Origin of the sequence: Sellimonas intestinalis, from assembly GCF_001280875.1 — a bacterium.
Lineage (GTDB): Bacteria > Bacillota > Clostridia > Lachnospirales > Lachnospiraceae > Sellimonas > Sellimonas intestinalis.
The window spans coordinates 1-25,012 of record NZ_LGAJ01000001.1; the positions used below are offsets into that span (position 1 = coordinate 1).

At 45.3% G+C, this 25,012-nt stretch carries 22 protein-coding genes and 7 tRNA genes; 27 read left to right on the forward strand and 2 right to left on the reverse strand.

Annotation, left to right across the window (positions count from 1 at the left end; translation table 11 throughout):
• Nucleotides 1-35 precede the first annotated feature (35 nt).
• The 19 genes from AOA56_RS00005 (at nt 36) to AOA56_RS00095 (ending at nt 15,611) form a co-directional block, all read left to right on the forward strand.
• Nucleotides 36-109 (forward strand) — tRNA-Asp (locus AOA56_RS00005).
• 4 nt (nt 110-113) lie between these two features.
• Nucleotides 114-186, forward strand: a tRNA-Val gene (locus AOA56_RS00010).
• 41 nt (nt 187-227) lie between these two features.
• Nucleotides 228-300 (forward strand) — tRNA-Thr (locus AOA56_RS00015).
• A gap of 22 nt (nt 301-322) precedes the next feature.
• Nucleotides 323-404: transfer RNA gene (locus tag AOA56_RS00020), tRNA-Tyr, on the forward strand.
• A 51-nt stretch (nt 405-455) separates the two neighbouring features.
• Nucleotides 456-529: transfer RNA gene (locus AOA56_RS00025), tRNA-Met, on the forward strand.
• 32 nt (nt 530-561) lie between these two features.
• Nucleotides 562-634, forward strand: a tRNA-Phe gene (locus AOA56_RS00030).
• 14 nt (nt 635-648) lie between these two features.
• Nucleotides 649-721 (forward strand) — tRNA-Lys (locus tag AOA56_RS00035).
• Nucleotides 722-898: 177 nt separating this feature from the next.
• Nucleotides 899-1,438 (forward strand): hypothetical protein, encoded by a 540-nt coding sequence (locus AOA56_RS00040; protein WP_024733959.1) that lies wholly within the window; start codon nt 899-901, stop codon nt 1,436-1,438.
• Nucleotides 1,439-1,622: 184 nt separating this feature from the next.
• On the forward strand, nt 1,623-3,035 hold the full coding sequence (locus AOA56_RS00045; protein ID WP_053768717.1) for an aminotransferase class I/II-fold pyridoxal phosphate-dependent enzyme: 1,413 nt from the start codon (nt 1,623-1,625) through the stop codon (nt 3,033-3,035).
• Entirely contained in the window at nt 3,028-3,612 is a 585-nt protein-coding gene (locus AOA56_RS00050; RefSeq protein WP_048621195.1) for a nucleoside/nucleotide kinase family protein, read from the forward strand. Before AOA56_RS00045 ends, AOA56_RS00050 begins: the two co-directional genes overlap by 8 nt.
• A gap of 65 nt (nt 3,613-3,677) precedes the next feature.
• A complete protein-coding gene (gene holB / locus AOA56_RS00055; RefSeq protein ID WP_053768718.1) occupies nt 3,678-4,667 on the forward strand; it encodes a DNA polymerase III subunit delta' in 990 nt (329 codons plus the stop codon).
• 3 nt (nt 4,668-4,670) lie between these two features.
• Nucleotides 4,671-5,582 carry a PSP1 domain-containing protein gene (locus tag AOA56_RS00060; RefSeq protein WP_053768719.1) on the forward strand — a complete coding sequence of 304 codons (912 nt, stop codon included), beginning with the start codon at nt 4,671-4,673 and terminating at the stop codon, nt 5,580-5,582.
• A complete protein-coding gene (locus AOA56_RS00065) occupies nt 5,575-6,327 on the forward strand; it encodes a tRNA1(Val) (adenine(37)-N6)-methyltransferase (RefSeq protein WP_053768720.1) in 753 nt (250 codons plus the stop codon). The genes AOA56_RS00060 and AOA56_RS00065 overlap by 8 nt, the downstream gene beginning before the upstream one ends.
• Before the next feature lie 10 nt (nt 6,328-6,337).
• A complete protein-coding gene (gene rsmI / locus AOA56_RS00070) occupies nt 6,338-7,195 on the forward strand; it encodes a 16S rRNA (cytidine(1402)-2'-O)-methyltransferase (protein WP_053768721.1) in 858 nt (285 codons plus the stop codon).
• A 131-nt stretch (nt 7,196-7,326) separates the two neighbouring features.
• Nucleotides 7,327-8,439, forward strand: coding sequence for an ABC transporter ATP-binding protein (locus AOA56_RS00075; protein WP_024733965.1), 1,113 nt, complete (start codon nt 7,327-7,329; stop codon nt 8,437-8,439).
• Nucleotides 8,440-8,789: 350 nt separating this feature from the next.
• A complete protein-coding gene (locus AOA56_RS00080; protein WP_048621198.1) occupies nt 8,790-11,396 on the forward strand; it encodes a calcium-translocating P-type ATPase, PMCA-type in 2,607 nt (868 codons plus the stop codon).
• 12 nt (nt 11,397-11,408) lie between these two features.
• Nucleotides 11,409-12,581, forward strand: coding sequence for an AI-2E family transporter (locus tag AOA56_RS00085; RefSeq protein WP_053768722.1), 1,173 nt, complete (start codon nt 11,409-11,411; stop codon nt 12,579-12,581).
• 52 nt (nt 12,582-12,633) lie between these two features.
• A complete protein-coding gene (locus tag AOA56_RS00090) occupies nt 12,634-13,221 on the forward strand; it encodes a nucleoside recognition domain-containing protein (protein ID WP_053768723.1) in 588 nt (195 codons plus the stop codon).
• 161 nt (nt 13,222-13,382) lie between these two features.
• Nucleotides 13,383-15,611: an alpha-galactosidase gene (locus AOA56_RS00095; RefSeq protein ID WP_053768735.1), complete on the forward strand. Its 2,229-nt coding sequence runs from the start codon at nt 13,383-13,385 to the stop codon at nt 15,609-15,611.
• Here the strand turns inward: AOA56_RS00095 and AOA56_RS00100 are convergent.
• Nucleotides 15,575-16,444, reverse strand: coding sequence for an AraC family transcriptional regulator (locus tag AOA56_RS00100; RefSeq protein ID WP_242843425.1), 870 nt, complete (start codon nt 16,442-16,444; stop codon nt 15,575-15,577). The two genes, AOA56_RS00095 and AOA56_RS00100, sit on opposite strands and share 37 nt — an antisense overlap.
• A gap of 138 nt (nt 16,445-16,582) precedes the next feature.
• Here AOA56_RS00100 and AOA56_RS00105 point away from each other — a divergent pair, with 138 nt between their 5' ends.
• The 3 genes from AOA56_RS00105 (at nt 16,583) to rd (ending at nt 18,786) form a co-directional block, all read left to right on the forward strand.
• Nucleotides 16,583-17,926, forward strand: a complete 1,344-nt coding sequence (locus tag AOA56_RS00105) for an MATE family efflux transporter (RefSeq protein ID WP_053768725.1) — start codon at nt 16,583-16,585, stop codon at nt 17,924-17,926.
• 61 nt (nt 17,927-17,987) lie between these two features.
• Nucleotides 17,988-18,512, forward strand: a complete 525-nt coding sequence (locus tag AOA56_RS00110) for a spore maturation protein (protein WP_024733983.1) — start codon at nt 17,988-17,990, stop codon at nt 18,510-18,512.
• A 115-nt stretch (nt 18,513-18,627) separates the two neighbouring features.
• Nucleotides 18,628-18,786: a rubredoxin gene (gene rd / locus AOA56_RS00115; RefSeq protein WP_024733984.1), complete on the forward strand. Its 159-nt coding sequence runs from the start codon at nt 18,628-18,630 to the stop codon at nt 18,784-18,786.
• Between the two features lie 146 nt (nt 18,787-18,932).
• Here the strand turns inward: rd and AOA56_RS00120 are convergent, their stop codons facing one another.
• Nucleotides 18,933-20,723, reverse strand: a complete 1,791-nt coding sequence (locus AOA56_RS00120; RefSeq protein WP_024733985.1) for a DUF885 domain-containing protein — start codon at nt 20,721-20,723, stop codon at nt 18,933-18,935.
• A gap of 229 nt (nt 20,724-20,952) precedes the next feature.
• On the opposite strand from AOA56_RS00120, the gene AOA56_RS00125 reads away from it, so the two are divergent.
• From AOA56_RS00125 to AOA56_RS00145, 5 genes are read left to right on the forward strand one after another with little or no spacing between them, the layout of a single operon-like run.
• Nucleotides 20,953-21,264 (forward strand): hypothetical protein, encoded by a 312-nt coding sequence (locus tag AOA56_RS00125; protein ID WP_024733986.1) that lies wholly within the window; start codon nt 20,953-20,955, stop codon nt 21,262-21,264.
• Between the two features lie 3 nt (nt 21,265-21,267).
• Nucleotides 21,268-22,314, forward strand: a complete 1,047-nt coding sequence (locus tag AOA56_RS00130; RefSeq protein WP_024733987.1) for a V0D/AC39 family V-type ATPase subunit — start codon at nt 21,268-21,270, stop codon at nt 22,312-22,314.
• Nucleotides 22,311-24,251 carry a V-type ATP synthase subunit I gene (locus AOA56_RS00135; RefSeq protein ID WP_053768726.1) on the forward strand — a complete coding sequence of 647 codons (1,941 nt, stop codon included), beginning with the start codon at nt 22,311-22,313 and terminating at the stop codon, nt 24,249-24,251. The genes AOA56_RS00130 and AOA56_RS00135 overlap by 4 nt, the downstream gene beginning before the upstream one ends.
• 14 nt (nt 24,252-24,265) lie before the next feature.
• Nucleotides 24,266-24,697, forward strand: a complete 432-nt coding sequence (locus tag AOA56_RS00140; protein ID WP_024733988.1) for an ATP synthase subunit C — start codon at nt 24,266-24,268, stop codon at nt 24,695-24,697.
• Between the two features lie 3 nt (nt 24,698-24,700).
• Complete coding sequence (locus AOA56_RS00145; RefSeq protein ID WP_024733989.1) at nt 24,701-25,009, forward strand: V-type ATP synthase subunit F; 309 nt, start codon at nt 24,701-24,703, stop codon at nt 25,007-25,009.
• The last annotated feature ends 3 nt before the right edge of the window (nt 25,010-25,012 follow it).

Genomic DNA, 25,012 nt, shown 5'->3' on the forward strand with positions numbered 1-25,012 from the left:
TATGTGGTTTTGAAGGTACAGAGTCTTAGAAATTTGGCCCGGTGGCTCAGTTGGTTAGAGCGCCGCCCTGTCACGGCGGAGGTCGTGGGTTCGAGTCCCATCCGGGTCGTTTTGGGATCTTAGCTCAGCTGGGAGAGCATCTGCCTTACAAGCAGAGGGTCATAGGTTCGAGCCCTATAGGTCCCATTGCCAATCGGCATTTGCCTGCGTGGCTTAATCAAATATATGCCAACGTGGCTCAATTGGCAGAGCAGCTGATTTGTAATCAGCAGGTTATCGGTTCGAGTCCGATCGTTGGCTCTACCAGTTTTATTGGTATTATGGATGGATTCCCGAGTGGCCAAAGGGGGCAGACTGTAAATCTGTTAGCAACGCTTTCGGTGGTTCGAATCCACCTCCATCCACTTGCATATTTTCTGAGAAATGTGCTATAATATATTATAACTTTATAATGACGCGGGGTGGAGCAGTCTGGAAGCTCGTCGGGCTCATAACCCGAAGGTCGTAGGTTCAAATCCTGCCCCCGCAATTTTTTTTGTCCTTTTTTATTTTAGAGGATAAGCCCAGATAGCTCAGTTGGTAGAGCAGAGGACTGAAAATCCTCGTGTCGCTGGTTCGATTCCGGCTTTGGGCATTTATTGGTATTATGGAGCATTAGCTCAGTCGGTAGAGCACTTGACTTTTAATCAAGTTGTCCGGGGTTCGAATCCCCGATGCTTCACGCTCTATGACCTCATATGAGTCGTATGATTCATATGAGGTCTTTTTCATAGATTTTTCTGATTGATTTCAGAACAGACGGCTGATTAGTTACAAATTTTGGCGAAAAAACTCAAATAAATTTGACAAGGCAACTTTCTGACGATAAACTGAGATTAGGGAAAGAAGGAGAGAGGATATGAGGAGAATCTACAGAAAGATGAGGGTTGCACTTCTGAGTTTCTGCGTTTTGACTGCGGTTCTGTCAACAGGGTGTTCTGCAGAGGAAACAGGGCAGAGCGAGATTTCAGAGGAAGTCTACCAGTTGGGGAATCAGGAAATACAGATTGATTTGTCAGATAGGTTCGAGTGTACGAAGCAGAGTGCCAGTGAGATTGTTCTGGATGGAAAAGTGGGAGAAATCAAGATGGAATATTTGGGGGAAGGGATTTCTTCAGAAAGTTTTCCAAAATCAGAGCAGGAATGTGCGGCGCTTTATGAAGATGTTATTGGCGGCACATCCTATCAGATCGAAGAATTTCAGTCCTATGATAATGAGGGACTTTACTATGCGACAATCCGTTATGATCTTGAGAATGAGATCCGCTACTTGATCGCTTCCGGTAAATTCGGGGCAGATTACGGATGCCAGATTTTTGCTGTTTTAAATACGGGAAACAGAGAGACGGCGGAGGAAATACAGAATGCTATTTACAATGTAAAGGTATTCTCAGAATAGAGTGCGGGAGAAATCTAAGACAAGGAATAAAACAGAGATAAGACACAAGAATGGCTGCCCTTACTAAGGGGCAGCATTTTTTAACAATGGTGACGAGCTAAAGTCCGATTTGTCAATAATATTGGTGCTCGTTTACAATTCCGGAATGTGTCTGGGCATTTTCCGGTAAATGCAGGAGGTTCGTATGACACTATATGAAAAATTAAGCGGTTATGCACAATCAGATTACTACGGCTTTCATATGCCGGGACACAAGAGAAATAAAATGATTATGGAAGAGGAGTTTCCATTTCATATAGATATTACAGAAATTGAGGGATTTGATGATCTACATCATTGCGAAGGAATACTTATGGAAGCGCAGCAGAGGGCGGCAGCCGTCTATGGTACGGAAGAGACAAGATTTCTTATCAATGGAAGCACTGTAGGGATTCTGAGCGCTCTGGCGGGATGCACTAGAAGAGGAGATGAAGTTCTGATTGCCAGGAACTGTCATAAATCTGTCTACCATGCTGCTGAAATGTTTGGACTCAAGCTGGTCTACATTTACCCAAGGAAAGAAGACGGAGATTCGGTGCTAAGTGGTCAGATCAGAGTGGGGGATGTAGAGGAGATGATCACGGAACACCCGGGAATCCGGGCGGTTATGATAGTTTCTCCGTCCTATGACGGAGTAGTCTCGGACATCCGGGCGATTGCTGAGATAGTGCACCACCATGAGATTCCGTTGATTGTGGACGAGGCTCATGGAGCACATTTCGGATTTGACGACTATTTTCCGGAAAATGCGAATAGACTAGGAGCAGATATTGTTATACACAGTGTACACAAGACACTTCCGGCGCTGACACAGACCGCCCTTCTTCATATGAACGGAACACTGGCGGATCGGAAGCGGGTGAGACACTACCTTCACATGTTACAGTCAAGCAGTCCTTCTTATGTTTTGATGGCAGGCATTGACGCTTGTGTTCATCTTCTGGAGACAAGGGCGCAGGAAATTTTTACGCAGTATGTGGACAATCTGGGGCTGCTCAGAAAAAGTCTTAAAAGGATGGAACATTTGCACCTATGTGAGCCAAAGCAAATACGAAGTTATGACAGATCGAAGATTGTGATTGCCACAGATGGGACGAGTCTGTCAAGTAGAGAACTTTCCAGAAGACTGCTTACGGATTATCATTTGCAGATGGAAATGACGTCGGGAAGCTACGTCTTGGCGATGACGTCCGTGGCAGATACCAAGGAGGGATTTCAGAGATTGGAAAAAGCCCTTCTGGAGATTGACAAACAGATTGAAACCTGTCAGGATAGTAAAAAGATTCAGACGCAGCTTCCGCCAGTGGAGCAAAATTATCTTCCATGCGAGATGGGGGACATTCCTGAAGAACAGAAGAAAAGTGTAAGTTTTGAGGACTGTGCGGGCCTGGTTGCTCTGGAATATGCATATCTTTATCCTCCGGGGAGCCCGATACTTGTTCCGGGTGAGCGGATCTCAATGGAGGCGGCTCGGATTCTTTGTCAATATCGTGATATGGGCTTCTCTATTGAAGGGACGATTGAGGAAAACAGAATAGGAGTGTGGATAAATGGGTAAGATTTTCTATTTGATGGGGAAAAGTTCATCGGGAAAAGATACCATATTTAAAGAACTGAAGAAAAGGATGACATTTCTTCATACAGTTACGATTTATACGACGAGACCCATGCGGGAGCAGGAAAGGGATGGAGAAGAGTACTTTTTTGTGGGGGAGGAAACGCTTGAGAATTTTCAGAGGGCGGGCAGAGTGATTGAGCTTCGGGAGTATGATACTGTACACGGAATCTGGAAATATTTTACGGCGGATGACGGAAGAATCCGCTTAAACGAAGAGGATTACCTGATGATCGGTACGCTGGAGTCTTATGAAAAGCTGTGTGGATATTTTGGACAGAAACGGATTGTACCTATTTATGTGGAGGTAGAGGATGGAGAGCGGCTGTCTCGGGCACTTATGAGGGAGCGGCTTCAGGAGGAACCAAAGTATGCGGAAATGTGCAGAAGATTTCTGGCAGATACAATAGATTTCAGCGAAGTGAATCTAAAACGATGTGGGATAGACAGACGTTTTCAAAATGTGGTGCTGGAAGAGTGCATTCAAGAAATAATGCTATATATTCAGAATTATTTGTGATATAATTATATTGGATTAGATTTACCAGAATCGGGGATTGACATAGAATAAAGAAGGTGAAAATAATGACGGGATTTAAAGATGTTGTTGGACGTAAGGATTTAGTATCCTATATTCAGAAAGCCGTTACTCAGAAACAGATTTCTCACGCCTATATTTTAAATGGGGAGCGCGGATCCGGGAAAAAGATGTTTGCACAATTATTTGCGATGACGCTTCAGTGCGAACGCGGAGGGGCGGAGCCTTGTAATGAATGTCATTCCTGCCGTCAGGCGCTTTCTGGCAATCATCCGGATATCATCCGGGTGGTGCATGAGAAGCCGAATACAATCAGCGTAGAAGAGGTGCGTGTGCAGATCAATAATGATATTATGATCCGGCCGTACAATGGAAAATATAAGATCTACATTGTACCGGATGCGGACATGATGACGGTACAGGCACAGAATGCATTGCTCAAGACGATTGAGGAACCGCCGGAGTATGCGGTGATTTTTCTTCTTACGGAAAATGCAGAAAGTCTTTTGCCTACGATTTTGTCCAGATGTGTAATGCTAAAGATCAAAAATGTAAAAGATGCGCTCATAAAGAAGTATCTGATGGAGCAGATGCAGATACCGGATTACAAAGCGGATGTCTGCACCGCCTTTGCCCAGGGTAATATGGGAAGGGCAATTATGCTGGCTACATCGGAGCATTTTAATGAGATCAAGGAAGAGACGCTCCAGATAATGAAGTATATCAAGGACATGGAGCTTCCGGAGCTTTTAAAGGCGCTCAAGAGTCTTTCCTCTTATAAAGTGGAAGTGGATGATATTCTGGACCTGATCAGTGTATGGTACCGGGACGTTTTGCTTTATAAGGCAACGAAGGATATCAATGGCGTGATTTTCTCGGATCAGATGAAATATATCAAAGAAAGTGCCAATACAAGCTCTTATGAGGGGATCGAGACAATCCTTAAGGCACTGGAAAAGGCGAAGACAAGGCTGAAAGCAAATGTCAACTTTGAGCTGGTGATGGAGCTTTTGCTATTGACGATAAAGGAGAACTAGAATATGACAAGAATTATAGGAGTCCGGTTCCGACCGGCCGGAAAGATTTATTACTTTGCTCCTGGTAAATTTCATATAAAGAAGGGACAGCAGGTGATTGTCGAAACGGCGCGGGGGATTGAGTTTGGACATGTAGTGATGGGTCCGAAAGAAGTGGAGGAAGACCAGATCACGCAGCCGTTAAAGTCAGTGATCCGCCTTGCGAATAACGAGGACAGAAAGATCGAAGAACGTAACCGTGAAAAAGAGAAAGAAGCGTTCCAAATCTGCCTGGAGAAGATTCGCAAACATAAGCTGGAGATGAAATTGATTGATGCGGAATATACATTTGACAATAATAAAGTACTGTTTTATTTTACGGCAGACGGAAGAATTGACTTTCGGGAGCTTGTAAAAGATCTGGCAGCGGTGTTCAGGACAAGGATTGAGCTCAGGCAGATCGGAGTTCGTGATGAAACGAAACTGCGGGGGGGCATCGGTATCTGCGGAAGGGAGCTCTGTTGCCACACCTATCTTTCGGAGTTTGCGCCAGTTTCCATCAAAATGGCGAAAGAGCAGAATCTGTCTCTAAATCCGACCAAGATTTCCGGTGTGTGTGGAAGACTGATGTGTTGTCTGACAAATGAGCAGGAGACATATGAGAAGCTTAACAGCAGGCTGCCGTCCACAGGCGATACGGTGACAACACCAGAAGGACTGCGGGGAGAAGTGCAGAGTTTAAGTGTATTGAGGCAGCTAGTCAAGGTAGTTGTGACACTGGAAAACGACGAGAAAGAGATACGCGAGTATAAGGCTTCTGAGCTGAAATTCAAGTCACACAGAAAGAAAAATGATATGCGCCTTTCCAAAGAGGAAATGAAAGAGCTTGTAGCACTTGAGAAAAATGAAGGAGCGTCGAAATTGGACAATGTGTAAGTTAAAAGATGGGGAGCGCCTGGATGATCTGCAGACTCATGGGTATGAGATTATTCAGCATCCGGGAAAGTTCTGTTTTGGAATGGATGCTGTGCTTTTAGCCAGCTACGCAAAGGTCAAAAGGGGCGAGCGTGCTCTGGACATCGGCACCGGGACAGGGATCATTCCCATTTTGATGACAGTCAAGACGGACGGAGAGGAATTTACAGGTTTGGAAATCCAGGAGGAAAGCGCGGATATGGCCAGAAGAAGTGTCGTTCACAACCATCTGGAAGACAAAATTACGATAAAGACAGGCGATATTAAAGAAGCGGCAGACTACTTTCCGGCTGCTTCTTTTGACGTCATCACAACAAATCCACCCTATATGATCGGGCAGCATGGGATTCAGAATGTCAACAGTGCCAAGACGATCGCCAGACATGAGGTACTCTGTACTTTGGATGATATTTTGCGAGAGAGCGCAAGACTTCTGACATTCCATGGGAGATTCTATATGGTACATAGACCGTTTCGTCTGGCGGAGATTTTTACAAAGATGACAAGTTATGGGATTGAGCCGAAGAGAATCCGCTTTGTCCATCCTTATGTGGATAAGGAGCCCAATATGGTTCTGATCGAGGGGAGTAATAAGGGCAGATCACGGATGCAGGTGGATCCTCCACTGATTGTCTATGAAAAGGATGGAAGTTATACCGGGGAGCTTCTCACCAACTATGGGATGGGAAGGGCAGGAGAAAAGTAAAGGAGGAACTATGGCAGGAACATTATATTTGTGTGCGACTCCGATAGGGAATCTGGAAGATATGACGTTCCGTGTGATCCGGATCTTAAAAGAAGTGGATCTGATTGCGGCGGAAGATACGAGAAACAGTATTAAATTGTTGAATCACTTTGAGATCCGTACACCCATGACAAGTTACCATGAATACAATAAAATCGAAAAAGGGAGAAAATTGGTGGAAAAATTGCAGGAGGGCAAGGATGTTGCGCTCATAACGGATGCCGGCACTCCAGGGATATCAGATCCGGGAGAAGAGCTGGTACGCATGTGTAAGGAAGCAGGCATCGCTGTCACATCGCTTCCGGGGGCGTGTGCCTGCATTACGGCGCTGACTTTGTCCGGAATGTCGACCAGACGGTTTGCTTTTGAGGCATTTTTGCCACAAGATAAGAAGGAACGCCGCCGTATACTGGATGAGGTGTGTACGGAGACTAGGACAATGATTTTCTATGAAGCGCCGCACAGACTGGTAAAGACATTAAGAGAACTGGAGAACACTCTTGGCAGCCACCGGAGAATCACGGTGTGCCGGGAGCTTACAAAGAAGTACGAGACTGTATACAGCGATAGTCTTGGAGGAGCCGTCAGGTATTATGAGGAAGTGCCGCCAAAAGGAGAATGTGTACTCGTCCTGGAGGGAAAGAGTCAGGAGGAAGTGGAGGAGGAACAAAAGAAAGGGTGGATGCCACTTTCTGTGGAAGAGCATCTGCAGATTTATTTAAACCAGGGAATGGATAAAAAGGAGGCTATGAAACGGACCGCAAAAGACAGAGGGGTAAGTAAGCGGGATATCTACCAGGAAATGATCGGGAAAAAAGGTGAGATATGACCCAAAAGAGTTCGGCACCTTGTACAGAATCCCCAAAAATGTTTGTGCAATCATGCACTAGCGTTTTTGACCATTTTTTTTTATACTAATTACATCGAATAAAAACGGTTAAAATTTAGGAGGAAGCACCGATGGCAAGTTTATCATTGAAACATATTAATAAAGTTTATCCAAACGGTTTCGAGGCTGTTAAAGATTTCAACCTTGAAATTGCTGATAAAGAATTTATCATTTTCGTAGGACCTTCAGGATGCGGAAAATCTACAACCCTTCGTATGGTTGCCGGACTGGAAGAGATTACATCCGGAGAACTGAAAATTGGCGACAAAGTAGTAAACGATGTTGAGCCGAAAGACAGAGATATTGCGATGGTATTCCAGAACTACGCTCTGTATCCACATATGACAGTTTATGACAACATGGCATTCGGACTGAAATTAAGAAAAGTTCCGAAACCGGAGATTGACAAGATGGTTCGTGAAGCAGCAAAGATCCTTGATCTTGAGAAACTGCTTGACCGTAAGCCGAAAGCTCTTTCTGGTGGACAGAGACAGCGTGTTGCCATGGGACGTGCGATCGTTCGTAATCCGAAGGTATTCCTTATGGACGAGCCTCTTTCCAACTTGGATGCGAAATTAAGAGGACAGATGCGTATTGAGATCTCCAAATTACATCAGAGACTTGGTACAACAATCATCTACGTAACACATGACCAGACAGAGGCTATGACACTCGGTACAAGAATCGTAGTTATGAATGCTGGTGTTGTTCAGCAGGTAGATACTCCAAGAAAACTGTACGATGAGCCATGCAACCTGTTTGTTGCTGGATTCATTGGATCTCCTCAGATGAACTTCCTGGATGCAAAATGTGAAGTAAATGGAGACAAAGTTTTATTAAATGTAGGTCCGGCTAAGATCGAACTTCCGCCTGCAAAAGCAAAGAAGCTTATCGATGGTGGATATGCTGGAAAGACGGTTGTACTTGGTATTCGTCCGGAAGACGTGCACGATGAGCCGATGTTCATCGCATCTTCTCCGAACACAGTGATCGAAGCTACAATTCGTGTATATGAAATGCTTGGTGCAGAAGTTTACTTACACTTTGATTACGAAGGAGCTACTATGACAGCTCGTGTTGATCCAAGAACAACAGCAAGAAACGGAGATACAGTGAAATTCGCATTTGATGCTGAAAAGATTCACGTATTTGACAAAGAGACGGAGATGACAATCACAAACTAATCTGTTTTAAACATAGGATAGTAGATAGTATGATGGCTGCCGCGCGGGAATGTACGGCAGCCATTTTATACCAATGCTACTTGTTTATGGAAAATTTACAGAGATAAAGGTTGACATTTTAAGAAAAAATCGTTATATTAATATCTGATAAAAGGGAGTAACTGGCGCTTATATTAAGCGTTACAGGTTCGTCAGTACGGCAGTGATTCTGCCCGGATCGAGTATGAAACGGTGAGACTTTTATTGCATGAGCGTGGTGCAGTAAAAGTCTCTTTTTTTATACTTTACTTTTCTGTATGAATCGCAAATGAAAAAATGGTGAACCCTATAAGAAAGTGGAGGAGGAAAAAATGAAACAGTATTATCAGATGGGATCTGATGAGACCAGGATGCAGATTAACGGCTCTTTGGAGTCGCTTTCCAGTGAGCAGGTGCGGGAACATCAGAAGAAGTACGGACCAAATGAGCTTCAGGAAGAGAAGAAGAAAAGCATCGGGATGATTTTTCTGGAGCAGTACAAGGATTTCCTTGTTATCATTCTGATTATCTCGGCAATCATCTCAGGTTTTCTCGGGGATGCAGAAAGCGCGGCGGTAATCCTGATTGTCATCACAATCAATGCAATTCTTGGAACGGTGCAGACTGTGAAGGCGGAAAAATCTCTGAACAGTCTAAAGAAGCTCTCCGGACCAGAGGCCAAAGTAGAGCGTGATGGAACTGTCATGCAGATCCCGTCCAGGGAAGTAACAGTCGGTGATATTGTCATTCTGGAAGCAGGAGATCAGGTTCCGGCGGATGGAAGGATTATCGAACAGGCAAGTCTCAAAGTAGATGAGAGCGCACTGACAGGAGAAAGCATTCCGGTAGAGAAGAGCATAGACTTGATTGAGGGGGAGGTGCCGCTTGGCGACCGGGTGAACATGGTATTTTCCGGAAGCTTCGTCACATACGGGAGAGGAAAATTTGTTGTTACTGGTATTGGTATGGAGACGGAAGTTGGAAAGATTGCATCCCTCTTAAAGACGACGTCTGAGAAGAGAACACCGCTCCAGGTCAATTTGGATCAGTTTGGTCAGAAACTTTCTATTCTTATTCTGATTCTCTGTGCAATCCTCATGGGAATCAACGTGTGGAGAGGAGAATCCTTCGGAGATGCATTTATGTTTGCGGTTGCGCTTGCGGTTGCGGCAATTCCGGAGGCATTGAGTTCTATTGTAACAATCGTACTTTCTTTTGGTACGCAGAAGATGGCAAGAGAACATGCGATCATCCGAAAACTCCAGGCTGTAGAAGGTCTGGGCAGTGTGTCTGTTATCTGTTCTGATAAGACAGGAACGCTGACACAGAATAAGATGACAGTGGAAGATTATTACATTGCAGGGCATAGAATGTCAAAGGAGGAAGTCTCCACAGAGCAGGACGAGGTCAGAAGGCTGATGCTTGCAAGTATTTTATGCAACGATGCAAAGAATGTAAACGGGCAGGAGATTGGGGATCCGACAGAGACAGCTCTAGTCACCTTTGCAGGAAACTGTGGAATGGATGTGGAAGAGATCCGGCAAAAATATGGAAGAATCTCGGAAGTGCCATTTGACAGTGACAGAAAGCTCATGTCTACCGTACATGAGACGAGTGAGGGTGTTATCATGTTTGTCAAAGGCGCTGTGGATGTTCTTTCTGGAAGAATGTGCAAAGTACGCAGAAATGGTGAGGAAGAGCCGATCACAGATGAGGACCGGAAGCACATTGCCAGTGTCAATCAGGATTTCTCCAGACAGGGACTTAGAGTTCTCGGATTTGCATATAAGAGATTGGAGACAAAGACAGAGATTGTAGAAGATGATGAAGATGACCTGACATTCCTCGGTCTAATCTCTATGATGGATCCGCCAAGAGAAGAGTCCAAAGCTGCGGTAGCAGAATGTATCCGGGCCGGAATCAAGCCGGTGATGATTACAGGAGACCACAAGGTTACGGCAGCGGCCATTGCAAAGAGGATTGGAATCCTTAAAGATGAATCCGAGGCGTGTGAGGGTGCGGATATTGAGACCATGTCTGACGCTGAACTGAAAGATTTTGTAGAACATATTTCTGTGTATGCCCGTGTTTCACCGGAGCATAAGATTCGAATCGTAAAAGCATGGCAGGAGAAAGGCAATATCGTATCTATGACCGGGGACGGCGTCAACGATGCACCGGCACTGAAGCAGGCAGATGTAGGTGTTGCCATGGGTATTACAGGAACCGAGGTAGCAAAGGATGCTGCATCCATGGTTCTGACGGATGATAACTTTGCCACGATTGTCAAGGCAGTGGAGAACGGAAGAAATGTATATAGAAATATCAAGAGTTCGATTCAGTTTCTGTTATCCGGAAACTTCGGAGCAATCCTTGCGGTTCTGTACGCATCCATCGCTGGTCTTCCGGTTCCGTTCGCTCCGGTTCACCTGTTGTTTATCAATCTGTTGACAGATAGTCTTCCGGCGATTGCCCTTGGACTGGAGCCGCATAGAAAAGACGTTATGGATGAAAAGCCAAGACAGAAAGATGAATCCATTCTGACCAGAGATTTTTTGGCTAAGATTGTGACAGAAGGACTTTCTATTGGCGTAATGACTATGATTGCTTTTATGATTGGGTATACAAGCGAAGGAGCACTGCTCGGAAGTACGATGGCGTTTGGAACACTCTGTACATCCAGACTTTTCCATGGATATAACTGTAAGGCAGACAGGCCGGTGTTGTTTAAGAAAGGGTTCTTTAATAATATTTATCTCCAGGGAGCTTTCCTGATCGGATTTGTTCTGATTACAGGAGTATTGACAATTCCGGCATTGCATGGCATATTTAGTGTTACAACTCTCAATATAACACAGCTTTTCACGGTTTATGGACTTGCGATATTAAATATTCCGGTGATTCAGTGTTTAAAAGCAATCCGTTTTAAACTCAGATAAAGGGGACTTTATATGGAATTAAACAACGAGAATATGAAAAAAATAAGGCATCTGATCGTATTTACTGCACTGATTATTTTGTGTTTCTGGAAATATACGATTGTATTTCAGGCGGTCAAATTTGTGATCGGGGTTGTGTTTCCTTTCATTCTCGGAGGGGCGATTGCGTTTGTATTCAATGTGCCGATGCATTTCATCGAAAACAGGCTGATCCAGGAAAAGTGGAAAGAAAAATATAAAATAGTCAGGAAAACGGCAAGACCGGTCAGCCTTGTCCTTACCATTATTTTTGTGATCGGAATTGTGGCAGCCGTCCTCTTTGGTGTTCTTCCACAATTAACAGGTACGATTGCCAAATTAGGATACAGTATTCAAACCTTTATTCCTAAAGTACAGGAGTGGGCAAACGACTGGTTCCACAATAATAAGGAAGTGATGGCTTACGTCAATCAATTAGAGTTTAATTGGGATAAGGTCATTGAAGTTGCGGTAGACTGGGTGTCCAACGGTGCAGGAAATATTGTCGAGTCCGGTGTGACCGCCGCGGTAAATATTGTAAGTGGGTTTGCGACGTTTTTTATTGCTTTTGTATTTGCCTGCTATATTCTACTTCAGAAGGAGAAACTTGGGGTGCAGGCGAAAAAGGTTCTGTTTGCTTTTGTACAGAAGGGCAGGGCAGAGGCGGCTATCGAGGTTTGTTCTCTGACATACCGGACATTTTCCAATTTTCTGACAGGACAATGTATGGAGGCAGTAATTCTTGGAACAATGTTTGTAATTGCCATGAGTATATTTAAGATGCCGTATGCATGGCTGATCGGAATTCTGATTGCCTTTACTGCTCTGATCCCGATTTTTGGGGCGTTTATTGGGTGCGCTGTCGGTACGTTTCTGATCTTTATGATTCATCCGATTCAGGCGCTATGGTTTATCGTATTGTTTCTGGTATTGCAGCAGATTGAAGGAAACCTAATCTATCCGCATGTGGTAGGCAACTCGGTGGGACTTCCTTCTATTTGGGTGCTGGCCGCAGTCAGCATTGGCGGCAGTCTGATGGGAGTTGTCGGAATGTTGATTTTCATTCCGATCGTATCGGTTTTATATGCATTGTTTCGGGAAATCGTATATCTGAAATTAAAGAAAAACAATATAAAAATCAAAGATATTCTTCAAAGCGAGAAATAATCCGCGGGATTTTCACATATAATGTGGAAAACAAAGTGTAGGAGTCGAAGCGATGTTGAATTCTTTATGGGCGGGGATGATTCTGATTGGGATCATCTTCGCTGCATTTACGGGCAGAATACCGGAGATTACGGACGCTGCCCTAGACTCATCCAAGGAGGCGGTGACACTTTGCATTACGATGATCGGCGTCATGGCATTCTGGATGGGATTGATGGAAATTGCGTCGAAGGCCGGGATGATTGAGAAAGGGGCGAAGATGCTCAAACCATTTGTGAGATTTTTGTTTCCGGAAGTTCCGGAAGGGCATAAAGCGGGCGAACATATTACTACAAACATTATCGCCAACTTCCTCGGTCTTGGCTGGGCGGCGACACCCGCGGGACTGAAAGCCATGGAGGAACTTGGAAAACTCAACCATGGAAGCCCGGTGGCGAGTAATGCGATGTGCAACTTTCTCATCCTGAATATTTCTTCATTACAGCTTATTCCGGTGAATGTCATCGCCTTTCGGAGCCAGTACGGAAGTGTAAATCCGACTGCGATCGTAGGGGCGGGGATTGTGGCGACAGCTATCAGCACGGGAACGGCGATTATATTCTGTAAGATCATGGATCGAAAAAAGACCCGGAGAGCGTAAAGTTCTCCGGGTCTTTATGTTAATTCAGCAATACAAAAAGCCAACATTTGGACATATTTATCCAACATCTTGAACTGGAATAAAAGAGAAGAATGATTATAATAGAGGTAAATGAAAAACGAAATAACGATCCGAAAATCAAAGGAGAAGGAGGAAAGCAGATGGCAATTTGTTTTCGTGAAACGGCAAAAGAGTTCCATCTTTACAATGAAAAAATCAGTTACATTTTGACCGTGTTGGAGAATGGGCAGCTCGGACATCTGTATTTTGGGAAAAGGTTAAAAGACAGAGAAAGCTTTGCGCATATGTTGAATTTCCGGGCAAGACCAATGTCGGTCTGTGCTTTTGAACATAATCTGGATTTTTCCATGGAGCATATCAAACAGGAATATCCAGTTTACGGAGCAGGAGATATGAGATATCCGGCTATTGAAGTGCAGCAGGAAAATGGCAGCAGGATATCTGAGTTTATCTATCAGGGACATCGCATTTACAAAGGGAAGCCGGAACTGGAGGGCCTTCCGGCAACCTATGTGGAACAGGATGACGAGGCGGATACACTGGAACTTTATTTAAAAGATCAGCTTACGGGAACCGAAATGATACTGTTTTATACGATTTTTGTCAATGTCCCGGCTATTGCGAGAAGTGCTAAAATTATGCAGACTGGAGAAGAGGAAATTGTTTTGAACCGGGTGATGAGTGTAAGCGTAGATTTTCCGGACAAAGAATTTGAAATGATAGAACTGACCGGGGCATGGTCAAGAGAGAGGGCTGTGAAAATAAGGAAGCTTGAGCACGGTACGCAGTCTGTCTATAGTATGAGGGGATGCAGTAGTCATCATTATAATCCGTTTTTAGCTTTAAAACGTCGTGAGACCACAGAGGGAAATGGAGAAGTGTATGGGTTCAGCCTCGTTTACAGTGGGAATTTCCTGGCGCAGGCAGATGTGGATACTTATGATACAACAAGAATCACGATGGGAATCCACCCGGATACCTTTTCCTGGACGTTGAAAAAAGGGGAGAGTTTTCAGACGCCGGAGGCGGTGTTGGTGTATTCGGACCAGGGATTAAATGGAATGAGTCAGGCATATCATACTCTTTACAGAAGCCGCCTTGCGAAAGGATACTGGAGAGATAAGGAACGGCCGATTCTGATCAATAATTGGGAAGCAACATATTTTGATTTTGATGAAGAGAAAATTTTGAGTATTGTTAAAACAGCAAAGAGTCTTGGAGTGGAGCTGTTTGTGTTGGATGACGGTTGGTTTGGCGAAAGAAATGACGATACTCGTTCCCTTGGAGACTGGTATCCGAATCTGGAGAAACTTCCGGATGGAATCACCGGAATTGCGAAAAGAGTGGAAGCAGAAGGAATGAAGTTCGGTCTGTGGTTCGAGCCGGAGATGGTGAATAAGAACAGCCATCTTTACAGGGAACACCCGGACTGGATCCTGGGAGATAAAGGGAGGAGACTGTCCCATGGAAGAAATCAGTATGTGCTTGACTTCTCGCGGGATGAAGTGGTGAATGCCATATTTGGACAAATGTACAAGGTTTTAAGCGAAGCGCCGATTTCCTATGTTAAATGGGATATGAATCGGAGTATGTCTGAGGTCTACTCTACAGGCGTCGGATCGGGAGATCAGGGGAAAGTGTTCCATCGGTATATTTTAGGTGTATACCGGCTTTATGACATGCTGACAAAGGCATTTCCGAAGATCTTGTTTGAGTCTTGTGCAAGCGGGGGCGGACGGTTTGATCCGGGCCTTTTGTATTATGCGCCACAGTGTTGGACATCGGACGATACGGATGCGGTGGAGCGCTGTAAGATCCAGTATGGGACTTCACTGGTCTACCCGGTAAGCAGTATGGGATCTCATGTGTCTGCCGTGCCAAATCATCAGCTTCTTAGGAATTCATCGCTGGAGATGCGGGCTAATGTGGCGTATTTCGGGACTTTTGGGTATGAACTGGATCCGAACAGACTGACAGAGGAAGAGAAAGAAGAGGTGAAAGAGCAGATTGGATTTATGAAAAAATATCGGCGTCTGATCCAATTCGGTACTTTTTACCGACTTGTCAGTCCGTTTGAAGGGAATGAAATGGCATGGATGGTCGTGTCAGAGGATCAAAGGAATGCGATGGTAGGATATTACCGGATATTGCAGACAGTTAATGGACCGTACAGAAAGATCCGTCTACAGGGCCTGGATCCAGATAAAATATATCATGTCTCCAGAATTGAAGGAGATCTTTACGGTGACGAACTTTTGTGGTACGGACTGGATGTATCCGATGCTTCCTCCGGGGAGAACCGGGAGGAATATAATGGAAGAAACGGGGATTATCAATCCAAATTGTTTCTTTTGAGATCGATCGAATAGGGGTTCACTTTCTTAAACTGACGGTAGCCGGAGGGACTGATACCGTTGACCTTGCGAAAGGCTTTGGAAAAAGAGAATGTGCTGCAATACCCGCAGGAATATGCGATATGTTCAATGGGGAGGCTGGTATTCTGCAGCAGTTCACAGGCCTTTGTCATTCGATACTTGACGAGAAATTGCTGTGGAGACAAATGCACTGTTTTCAAAAAAAGTTCTGTCAGGTAACTGCGGTTTAGGGAGAGAAAGTCTGCGATTTCTTGGACGGATATCGGATTCTGATAATTTTTGTAAATATAAGAGATGGCCTGACTTACATAGACGTCCGCAATCTTTTTCCGGCTCTTAGTCTTGTAATCGGAGCCCTCAACAAGAAGAGCCAGAAACTGAAGCAAAACTCCCTGGATGTAAATTTCATTCTGTAAGCTCATCTTATGGTGAGCAATCATATCCAGGACATATTTTTTTGCTTTTTCCGGATCAGGGCAGGTAAAGACCGGGTGATCCGGAGCTGTTCCGATGAGCTGGAAATATCGTTCGATATCGGAGCCGGCAATGGCGACCCAGACGTAGCTCCACGGCTCTGTCTCATCGGCCTGATAGAAGGTGAGTCTGTCGGGCCGAATCAAAAAGCCCTGCCCTGTTTCGATAGCATAACTTCTTTCACCGGAATAAAAAGTTCCCTTTCCTTTTGTGCATACGTGAAATATGTAAGAATCCCGGATGGCAGGTCCATAGGAATAGAGGGGTTGGCAGTCTTGTATTCCGCAGAAAAGCATATAGATTTCCTGAAATAGGTTTGTATTATATTCCGTGTAAGTTCGCAATTCATCCACAGCCTTCACCTCCTACGTTTTTCTTGAGTGTATCACGGGAAAATGTGATTGTAAACAAAAAAGGATTGCATAAAGACAGACAAGCCAGTAGAATAGAAAAATATGAGCGCACGAGAAATAAAAAAGGGAGAAACAGCCATGGAAAACAATATGACAACAGGAAACCCGGGAAAACTGATAGTTCGATTTACGTTACCGGTTTTTATTGGAAATGTGTTTCAACAATTTTATAGTATGGTAGATGCGGTGATTGTCGGGAAATTTGTCGGTACGAAGGCTCTGGCCGGTGTTGGAGCTACGGGGACAATCAACTTTCTTATCATTGGATTTTTGCTTGGACTGACGGCGGGTTTTACTGTTTTGACAGCTCAGAAATATGGTGCGGGTGATCTGGAGGCCATGAGAAAGACGGTAGCGTCCGCTGCTATTTTGTCACTGGTTGTATCGGTAGTGATGACAGCCGCGAGTGTTATATTTATGAAGAATCTCCTGCGTTTGATGAATACGCCGGAAGATATTTTTGACTATGCTTATGAATATATTGTCATCATCTGCGCCGGGATTTTTGCCCAGGTACTCTACAATTTGCTGTCCAGTGTGCTGCGTGCTCTTGGCAACAGCCGTACTCCGTTGTATTTTCTGATTTTAGCCGCCCTTTTGAATGTGGTTCTGGACCTGGTATTTATTGTCTGCTTCCACATGGGACCGGCAGGGGCGGCGTATGCGACTGTGATTGCACAAGGGATATCCGGAGCAGCATGTTTGCTTTACATCTGGAAAGCAGTTCCACAGCTTCATCTTCATAAGGGAGACTGGAAGGTGGAAGGCAGCCTGTTAAAAACCCAGATGCGGATTGGATTTCCCATGGCGCTGCAATATTCTATAACAGCGATTGGAACCATGATGGTACAGTCTGCTTTGAACCTGCTCGGATCCATTTCAGTGGCGGCCTTTACGGCGGCAAGTAAGATCGAACAGATTGTGACCCAGGCGTATGTGGCGCTTGGAACGGCGATGGCAACTTACTGTGCCCAGAATATGGGGGCGGGTGATGTTCAAAGAATCCGGCATGGATTTCGTTCAGCGACAATTCTTGGCTCAGTGTATTCGGTTGTGGCTGCGGTACTGATGGTCAGTGTGGGCCACTATCTGACCTATCTTTTCGTGGAGGCGGCTGATGTGCCGAAAGTGATTGGAGAGGTACGGATGTATCTGATTTGTGTATCGGTCTTCTTCATTCCACTTACAGTTGTCAACCTGTACCGGAACGGAATACAGGGGATGGGATATGGATTTCTGCCGATGACGGCCGGAATTGCCGAGCTGGTCGGAAGAGGAGTTGTGGCGGTGATTGCGTCCTGGCAGAGAAGTTATGTCGGTGTATGTCTCGCAAGTCCGATGGCCTGGGTGCTTGCGGGGGCCCTTCTGTTATGGATGTACTTTAGAATTATGAGGAATCTGGATCAAAATCCGTCGGCCTGATTCATAAAAAAAGAGCCGGAGTGCGTATAATAAAGGGACGATATGCAAAGGAGAACGGAACATGGGTTTTGTATTATTCCTCTCTCAGTACATCGTCCCTTTTTTGATTTTTTCGATTCTGGTAACCGGCATACTGGAGCGGGTACAAGTCTATGAGACTTTTATCAAGGGGGCGAAGGACGGATTTTATACGGTGCTGAAAATCATGCCGACGCTGATCGGACTCATGGTGGCGGTGGGGGTGCTGCGGGCTTCCGGCTTTCTGGAGTTCTTGTCCGGGCTTCTCGGACAGTGGACGCAGAGAATCGGATTTCCAGGAGAATTGGTGCCGCTTTCTGTCGTAAAGATGTTTTCTTCGTCCGCAGCGACCGGGCTTCTGACAGATCTCTACAAAGAGTTTGGCACAGATTCTTATATCGGGCGCATCGCATCCATCTCAATGGCATGTACAGAGACAATTTTCTACACAATGTCTGTTTATTTTATGACAGCAAAAGTCAAGAAATCCAGATACACGCTGGCAGGGGCGTTGCTTGCTACAGTGGCCGGACTTGCAGCTAGTGTGTGGCTTGCCGGAAAAATGTAAATTATTTATTAAAAAATAGATTTAGGGATAGATTTTCCGGAAAATATCGATTATACTATTCACAAATAAAAATAGTAATTCTTACTATTTGTACAGGAAGAAAGGAGAATATAAAATGCAGAAATATGTTTGTGAACCATGCGGATATGTATATGACCCGGAGGTGGGTGATCCGGACAACGGAATCGCACCGGGAACAGCATTTGAAGATCTTCCGGAAGACTGGGTTTGCCCAATCTGTGGTATGGGAAAAGAAGTGTTTGTGGCAGAGTAATAGAGAATGGGAGATGCCGTACAGTGGATGTGCGGCATCTCTTTTTTGAAGTGTCGATGAGCCAAAGTCCTGGACTGACAAGAGACTTGGAGGCCGTTTACAATTCCCAAATTCGCAGTTTGATTCTTCCGGCGATTCCATTGGGATTATGAGGTCTGTTTCAGCTCATCCCTTAACAAATCAAATGGCGCAGGGCCGATATCCAGTACGAATTTGTGAAAACGTTTTTGGGAGAAATCTTCTCCCCATTTGGCAATAGCTGCCTTTTTCAATTCAAGAAATTCCAGATAACCGAAGTAATATTTTGCATAATTGCCGGGATCACCCAGGATGAGCTGGTAGATCTCTGAGATACTCTTCTCATCTCCGATTCCATACTGGGAGAAAAAGGAGAGGGTATCTTCTTTGGTCCAGCCTTTTTCATGGATACCAATATCCGCCAGAGCATAGAGACCCAGGATGATGGAGGCGTTTTTCTGCTGGATCGTGGCTACCTCTTTCGACACCGGAGCGAGATAGTAAGACAGCATCTCGGTATAAGTAGCCCAGCCTTCCACATAACCTCCGAAATCCAGGATGGTGCGTACAGGATCCGGGTCCTGTGCGAGAAAGTAGGTCGTCTGGTAGAGATGGCCGGGATAGCCTTCATGCGCCAGGGTGGTGAAAAGGTTTAAGCCCTCCATGGAATGTCTGGGATTAATGTAAATTGTGTTTTCCGTACTGTTATCGAGGGGCGGAATCAGATAAAAGGCAGGGCTTAAATATTCCTGAGTGGACTTAGGAACCTGTTTGACGGTAAAGGTGACGTCAGGAATGTCGGGAAAGGAGTCTGCCATTTTCTGCTTTAGTTCCAGAAGAATTGATTCCGGTGAGGATTCCTGGAGAACGACGTCTTCTGCCATCTGGGAGGCAGGCAATGCGTTTTTCATCTCTTTCATGTCTGAGATGATCTGGGAGGTCGCAAGCTGCTCTAGTTCGTCCACGGAGCGGTCTGTACCAATGGATTTTTTCAACAAGGCCTCGTAACATTGTTTACCATCCGGCAGGGTACAAAGTCCCTGGTCAGAGGTTCCGGTGCCTTTTAAGGAGCCAAGTCCATCGATCAGAAGCTGGTAGGCCGGGAAAACCTGGGTTGTGAGCAGATCTTTATTTTTTGCGGTGTAGAGCGCATGTTCGCTTTCCGAGAGCGTGCCCATTTCATCGAGGCGTTCCTCAAAGGAGGAGAGTAGATAATGATCGTCCCCCATGGAGATGAAATCTGCACATTCCTGAATGACAGCGTCCGCTCTCTCGTCCGACATAAAGAGTCCCTCGTCCGATTTGGTCCGTTCAAAGTCGAGAAGAGATTGATAATACTCCTGCATGGTGGACAGAAGAGAAAGGTATGTATCGACATCCTCCGCTGTTTTGAAGGAAAACTCGGATAAAAGCACGGGAAGCTGGGACTGGATTCCGGTGAGAGGGCTTAGTGGCTCTTCATATAAAAGATATCCGGCGCAGTCAAGGGCAGTCTGAAGATAGGATTCCAAAATCTTCCAGGTCAGCCGATTGTCGGCGGAAAGCTTTTCGGGGGCAAAGCGTTTTAATGCTGCCAGCGTATTTTCCAGGGAGACAGCAGGAAGTTCCGGGGTGGATACAAATGTCCCAAAAGTCACGGGAGCGTCTAAAATTCCGTAAGATTCCGGGTGTTCCAGTGTAAAGTGCAGACTGATGGAATCCCCGGATACCTCGCGACAGAACAGAGTTTTTGTAAAAGTTTCAAACTGTTCGTCTATATTGTTCGTGGTAAGCGACCGGGAAAAGAACGCGTCCGGATCCGGGGAAGGCGGAAGAAAGGAGTAGAGTATTAGGACCGTTGTCAGAAGTACTGCCACAATCAGAGTAATCCTCGCCTTTTTTGATCGAAAAAAAGCACAATCTGGGAATGATAATTTCATAATAGAACTCCAGATAGAATTTGTCACATTATATGAAGGAGTTTTACTAACTATTCAGCCATATGTCGGGGAACACCGAAAACCATCTGCAAGCAATGTTGCGCTGAATTTTTGACACTCCCGTCAACATGACTGAATAGTTACTAAACTTTTAAAATAAGCATTGCATTTTGTCACAAAAGTTGTATGATAAAAGATAATTTCAATTTATACAAAAAGGGGGCTTTTTATGGACTCTGTAATAGACAAATTGACGGAAATTGAACAGACTGCATCGGCGATTGTAGCTCATGCAGAGGAGGAAAAAGCGGAGATTGACAGAGAGTACGACGAGCGTAGAAAGAAATTCGATCAGAAGCTGGAGGAAGAGACAATGGTCAGGATTGAACGGATCCGGGAGGGGCTTGAGAGCGATAAGAAGCACCTGCTGACCGGACAGGAGGAGTCCAGCAGGGAACTGATCGCATCCCTTCAGGAGGAGTATACTAAAAATCATACAGTATATGCAGAAAATATTTTAAAGCGGATCACAGAGGTGTAGTCTATGGGAAATTTACTTGCCTACAGCGGGATTGTCACGAAGATCCGGGGAATGGAGGCAAAGCTCCTTACGGAAACACAGTTTGATGAGATCAAGGCCATGAAAAGTGTGCCGGAAGCCGTTACTTATCTGATCCAGAACACGGTGTACCGGGAGATTCTGGAGACGTTGGAACCGACTCTGGTACACCGGGGAAATATAGAGAAGCTTTTGATTGTATCCCTATACCAGGACTATACCCGGATCTATCTGTTTGCCACACTGGAACAGAGAAAGTTTTTGAAATTGTACCTGAAACGTTATGAGGTGGAGCTGATTAATTACTGTCTGAGGATTGTCATTAACCATTATCAGGAGCCGTTTGACCTGAACCACAAGCGGGCGTTTTTTGACCGGTATTCGCAGATTTCCATCGAGAAGCTCATTCATTCCAGGACGACGGACGAGCTGATCGAAAACCTGAAAGGGACGGAATATTACAATACCTTGAAGAAGCTGCGGGATTCGGGCAAGGCGACATTATTTGACTACGACCTGGCTCTGAATCTCTACTATTTTGTTTCCATGTGGAAACAACGAAAGAAAATATTAAAACCAAAAGAACTGGAACTTTTCACAAGGGATTATGGGGCGCAGATCAATATGTTGAATATTCAGTGGATTTACAGGGCGAAGAAGTATTTTAACTTGTCTCCGGCGGATATTTATGCGCTGCTCATCCCCATCCAGTACAAGATCAGCACCGTGCTTATCAAGGAGATGGTGGAGGCGTCGGATCTGGATGCGTTCCAGAAGGCCGTCGAAAAGACGTCGTACGCAAAACACTTTGACTTCAGCCAAAATCTTACGGTGGAGAAGCTGTATACGGATTATCTGTATTATTTGTACCGGTCTGACCGAAGGAAGGATCCGTATTCTATTGCTTCAATCAACACCTATCTGTTTCTAAAAGAGGAGGAGATCAAGAAGCTGACAACCGTAATCGAATGTGTACGTTATGGCATACCTCCTGAGGAAATCAGGGGGTATACAGGAGGGCAGAAACTATGATTGTAAAAATGCAATTTGTCAATATCTCAGGACCTCGCAGCGATATTGACCGTGTGATGGATCTGTACCTGTCGCGGTATGAGATCCAGTTGGAATCAGCTCTCTCAGAGCTGAAGACAGTGGATAATTTAAGGCCCTTTGTGGAGATGAATCCATACAAGGACGCCTTGGTAAAAGCAGTACAGTTTGTGGGGTTCCTGGAAAATCCGGAGGAGACGGAGCCGGATACGAGCTTGGGGCTTAACGATATCTTCGAACTGATCCGAACTATGAATGAAGAATACCTGAAGCTGCAGGCAAAGCAGGAAGAATGGAAAAAGAAGAAAGAGGAGATTGCCTCCAAGCAAAAAATCATTGAACCGTTTCGCCCGATGGGCGGGGATTTAAGCCAGGTGCTGCATTATAAATACATTTCGTACCGGTTTGGTAAGATGCCGCAGGAGCAGTATCAGAAACTGGAGAAATATCTTTTGGGAGAACTGGACGCCGTCTTTGTAAAGGGTGTGCAGGATGAACAGTTTGTCTATGGCGCATATTTTGCCGCGCCAGATCATCTTCAGAAAACGGACGCAGTGTTTCGTTCCCTGCATTTTGAGCGGGTAGAGATCCCTGCACAATATGAGGGATCCCCGGAGGAGGCAAGCCAGAAGCTTTTGAAAGAGATGTACGATATTCAAAAGAAGATAGAAGAGATCGATAAAGAGGCTGCGGAAATGTTTAAAAAGAAAGCGCCGCAGCTTATATGGGCAAAGCAGAGGCTGGAAGAACTGGCACACAACTTTGACGTACGCAAGATGGCGGCCAGGGTAGAGGACAAGAAGGAGGATTACTATATTCTTTGCGGATGGATGGCGGAGGACGATGTGAAAAAGTTCATGGCAGAGGCTGAACAGGACGATAAAGTCTTTGTTGTGGTGGAAGACGACCACGACAGTTATTTCGGAGAGCCGCCTACAAAGTTGGAAAATCCCAAGCTGTTTAAGCCGTTTGAGATGTTTGTCGGAATGTACGGTCTGCCGGCTCACAATGAAATGGACCCGACCTTGTTCGTAGGACTCACATACTCGTTCATTTTTGGTGTCATGTTCGGGGATGTGGGGCAGGGGCTTTTGCTGGTGATTGTAGGAGCGCTGGTTTACCATTTCAAGAAGTCTCCTTTGGCCGGAATTATTGCTACGGCGGGGGTGTTTTCCACGATTTTCGGTTTCATGTTCGGAAGTGTGTTTGGATTTGAAGACGTGATTCAGCCACTGTGGCTTCGGCCGATTGACCATATGACGACACTTCCGTTTGTCGGAAAACTCAATACAGTCTTTATCGTATCGATTGCCTTTGGAATGGGGCTGATTGTAATAGCCATGGTGCTTCACATTATCAACGCGTTCCGGGAACACGATACACAGTCCACATGGTTTGATCCTAACGGTGTCGCGGGACTTGTGTTCTATGGTTCGGTAGCGGCAGTGGTCATCCTGTTTATGAGTGGCCGCCCGACACCTGCAGGTATCGTCCTTGCAGTGATGTTTGGAGTACCGCTTCTGCTGATTTTGTTTAAGGAACCTTTGACTAACAGGCTCAAAAAGAAGAAAGAGAAGATGAAAGAAGGGAAAGTCATGTTCTTCGTGGAGGGTTTCTTCGAACTGTTTGAAATGCTGTTAAGCTATTTCTCCAATACGCTTTCTTTCGTGCGTATCGGTGCCTTTGCCGTCAGCCATGCGGCTATGATGGAAGTAGTACTGATGCTGGCCGGAGTGGAAAGCGGAAATACCAACTGGGTTGTTGTTGTGCTTGGAAACCTGTTTGTCTGTCTGATGGAAGGGCTTGTCGTGGGGATTCAGGTACTTCGTCTGGAATATTATGAGATGTTCAGCCGGTTTTATAAAGGAAGCGGAAGAAAATTTGAACCATATAACAAAAACAGGAGAATGGAAAAATAAAGGAGGAGCAAATTATGACTTTAACAGTAAGATTGATCTTAATCGTGGCACTGGTATTCAGTATTATTATCCCATTTGGATATTATCTGATCGGGGAAAAGAACAGAGGACGCTATAAATGTGCTCTCGCGGCAAATGTATTTTTCTTTTTTGGGGCCTGCCTTGTGGCGTCAATTATGATGTTCGCAGGACCGAATGTGCAGGCAGCGGATGCGGCGGCATCCGCTTCAACAGCAACAGGACTTGGCTATATCGCGGCCGCTCTGGTTACCGGTTTATCCTGTATCGGCGGTGGTATTGCCGTGGCAAGTGCGGCGAGCGCGGCGCTTGGAGCCATCAGTGAGGATTCCAGCGTCCTTGGTAAGTCGCTTATTTTTGTAGGACTTGCAGAAGGAGTGTGCCTGTATGGGCTGATTATCTCCTTTATGATCCTGGGACAGTTATAAGAGATGAAGATGTATCTGATCAGTGATAATGTCGACACATATACGGGAATGAGACTTGCAGGTGTGGACGGGGTGATTGTCCACGAACGGGAGGAGCTCTACGCCGCACTGCAGAATGTTTTGAAAGATGAAAGCGTTGGGATCGTGCTTCTGACAGAGAAGTTTGGGAAAGAGTTTCCGGATCTTATCGATGAATTTCGTTTAGAGCGTAAGATGCCTCTGCTTGTGGAGATTCCCGACAGACACGGAACCGGACGGAGCAAGGACTTTATCACATCGTATATTACCGATGCAATCGGACTGAAACTATAAAAG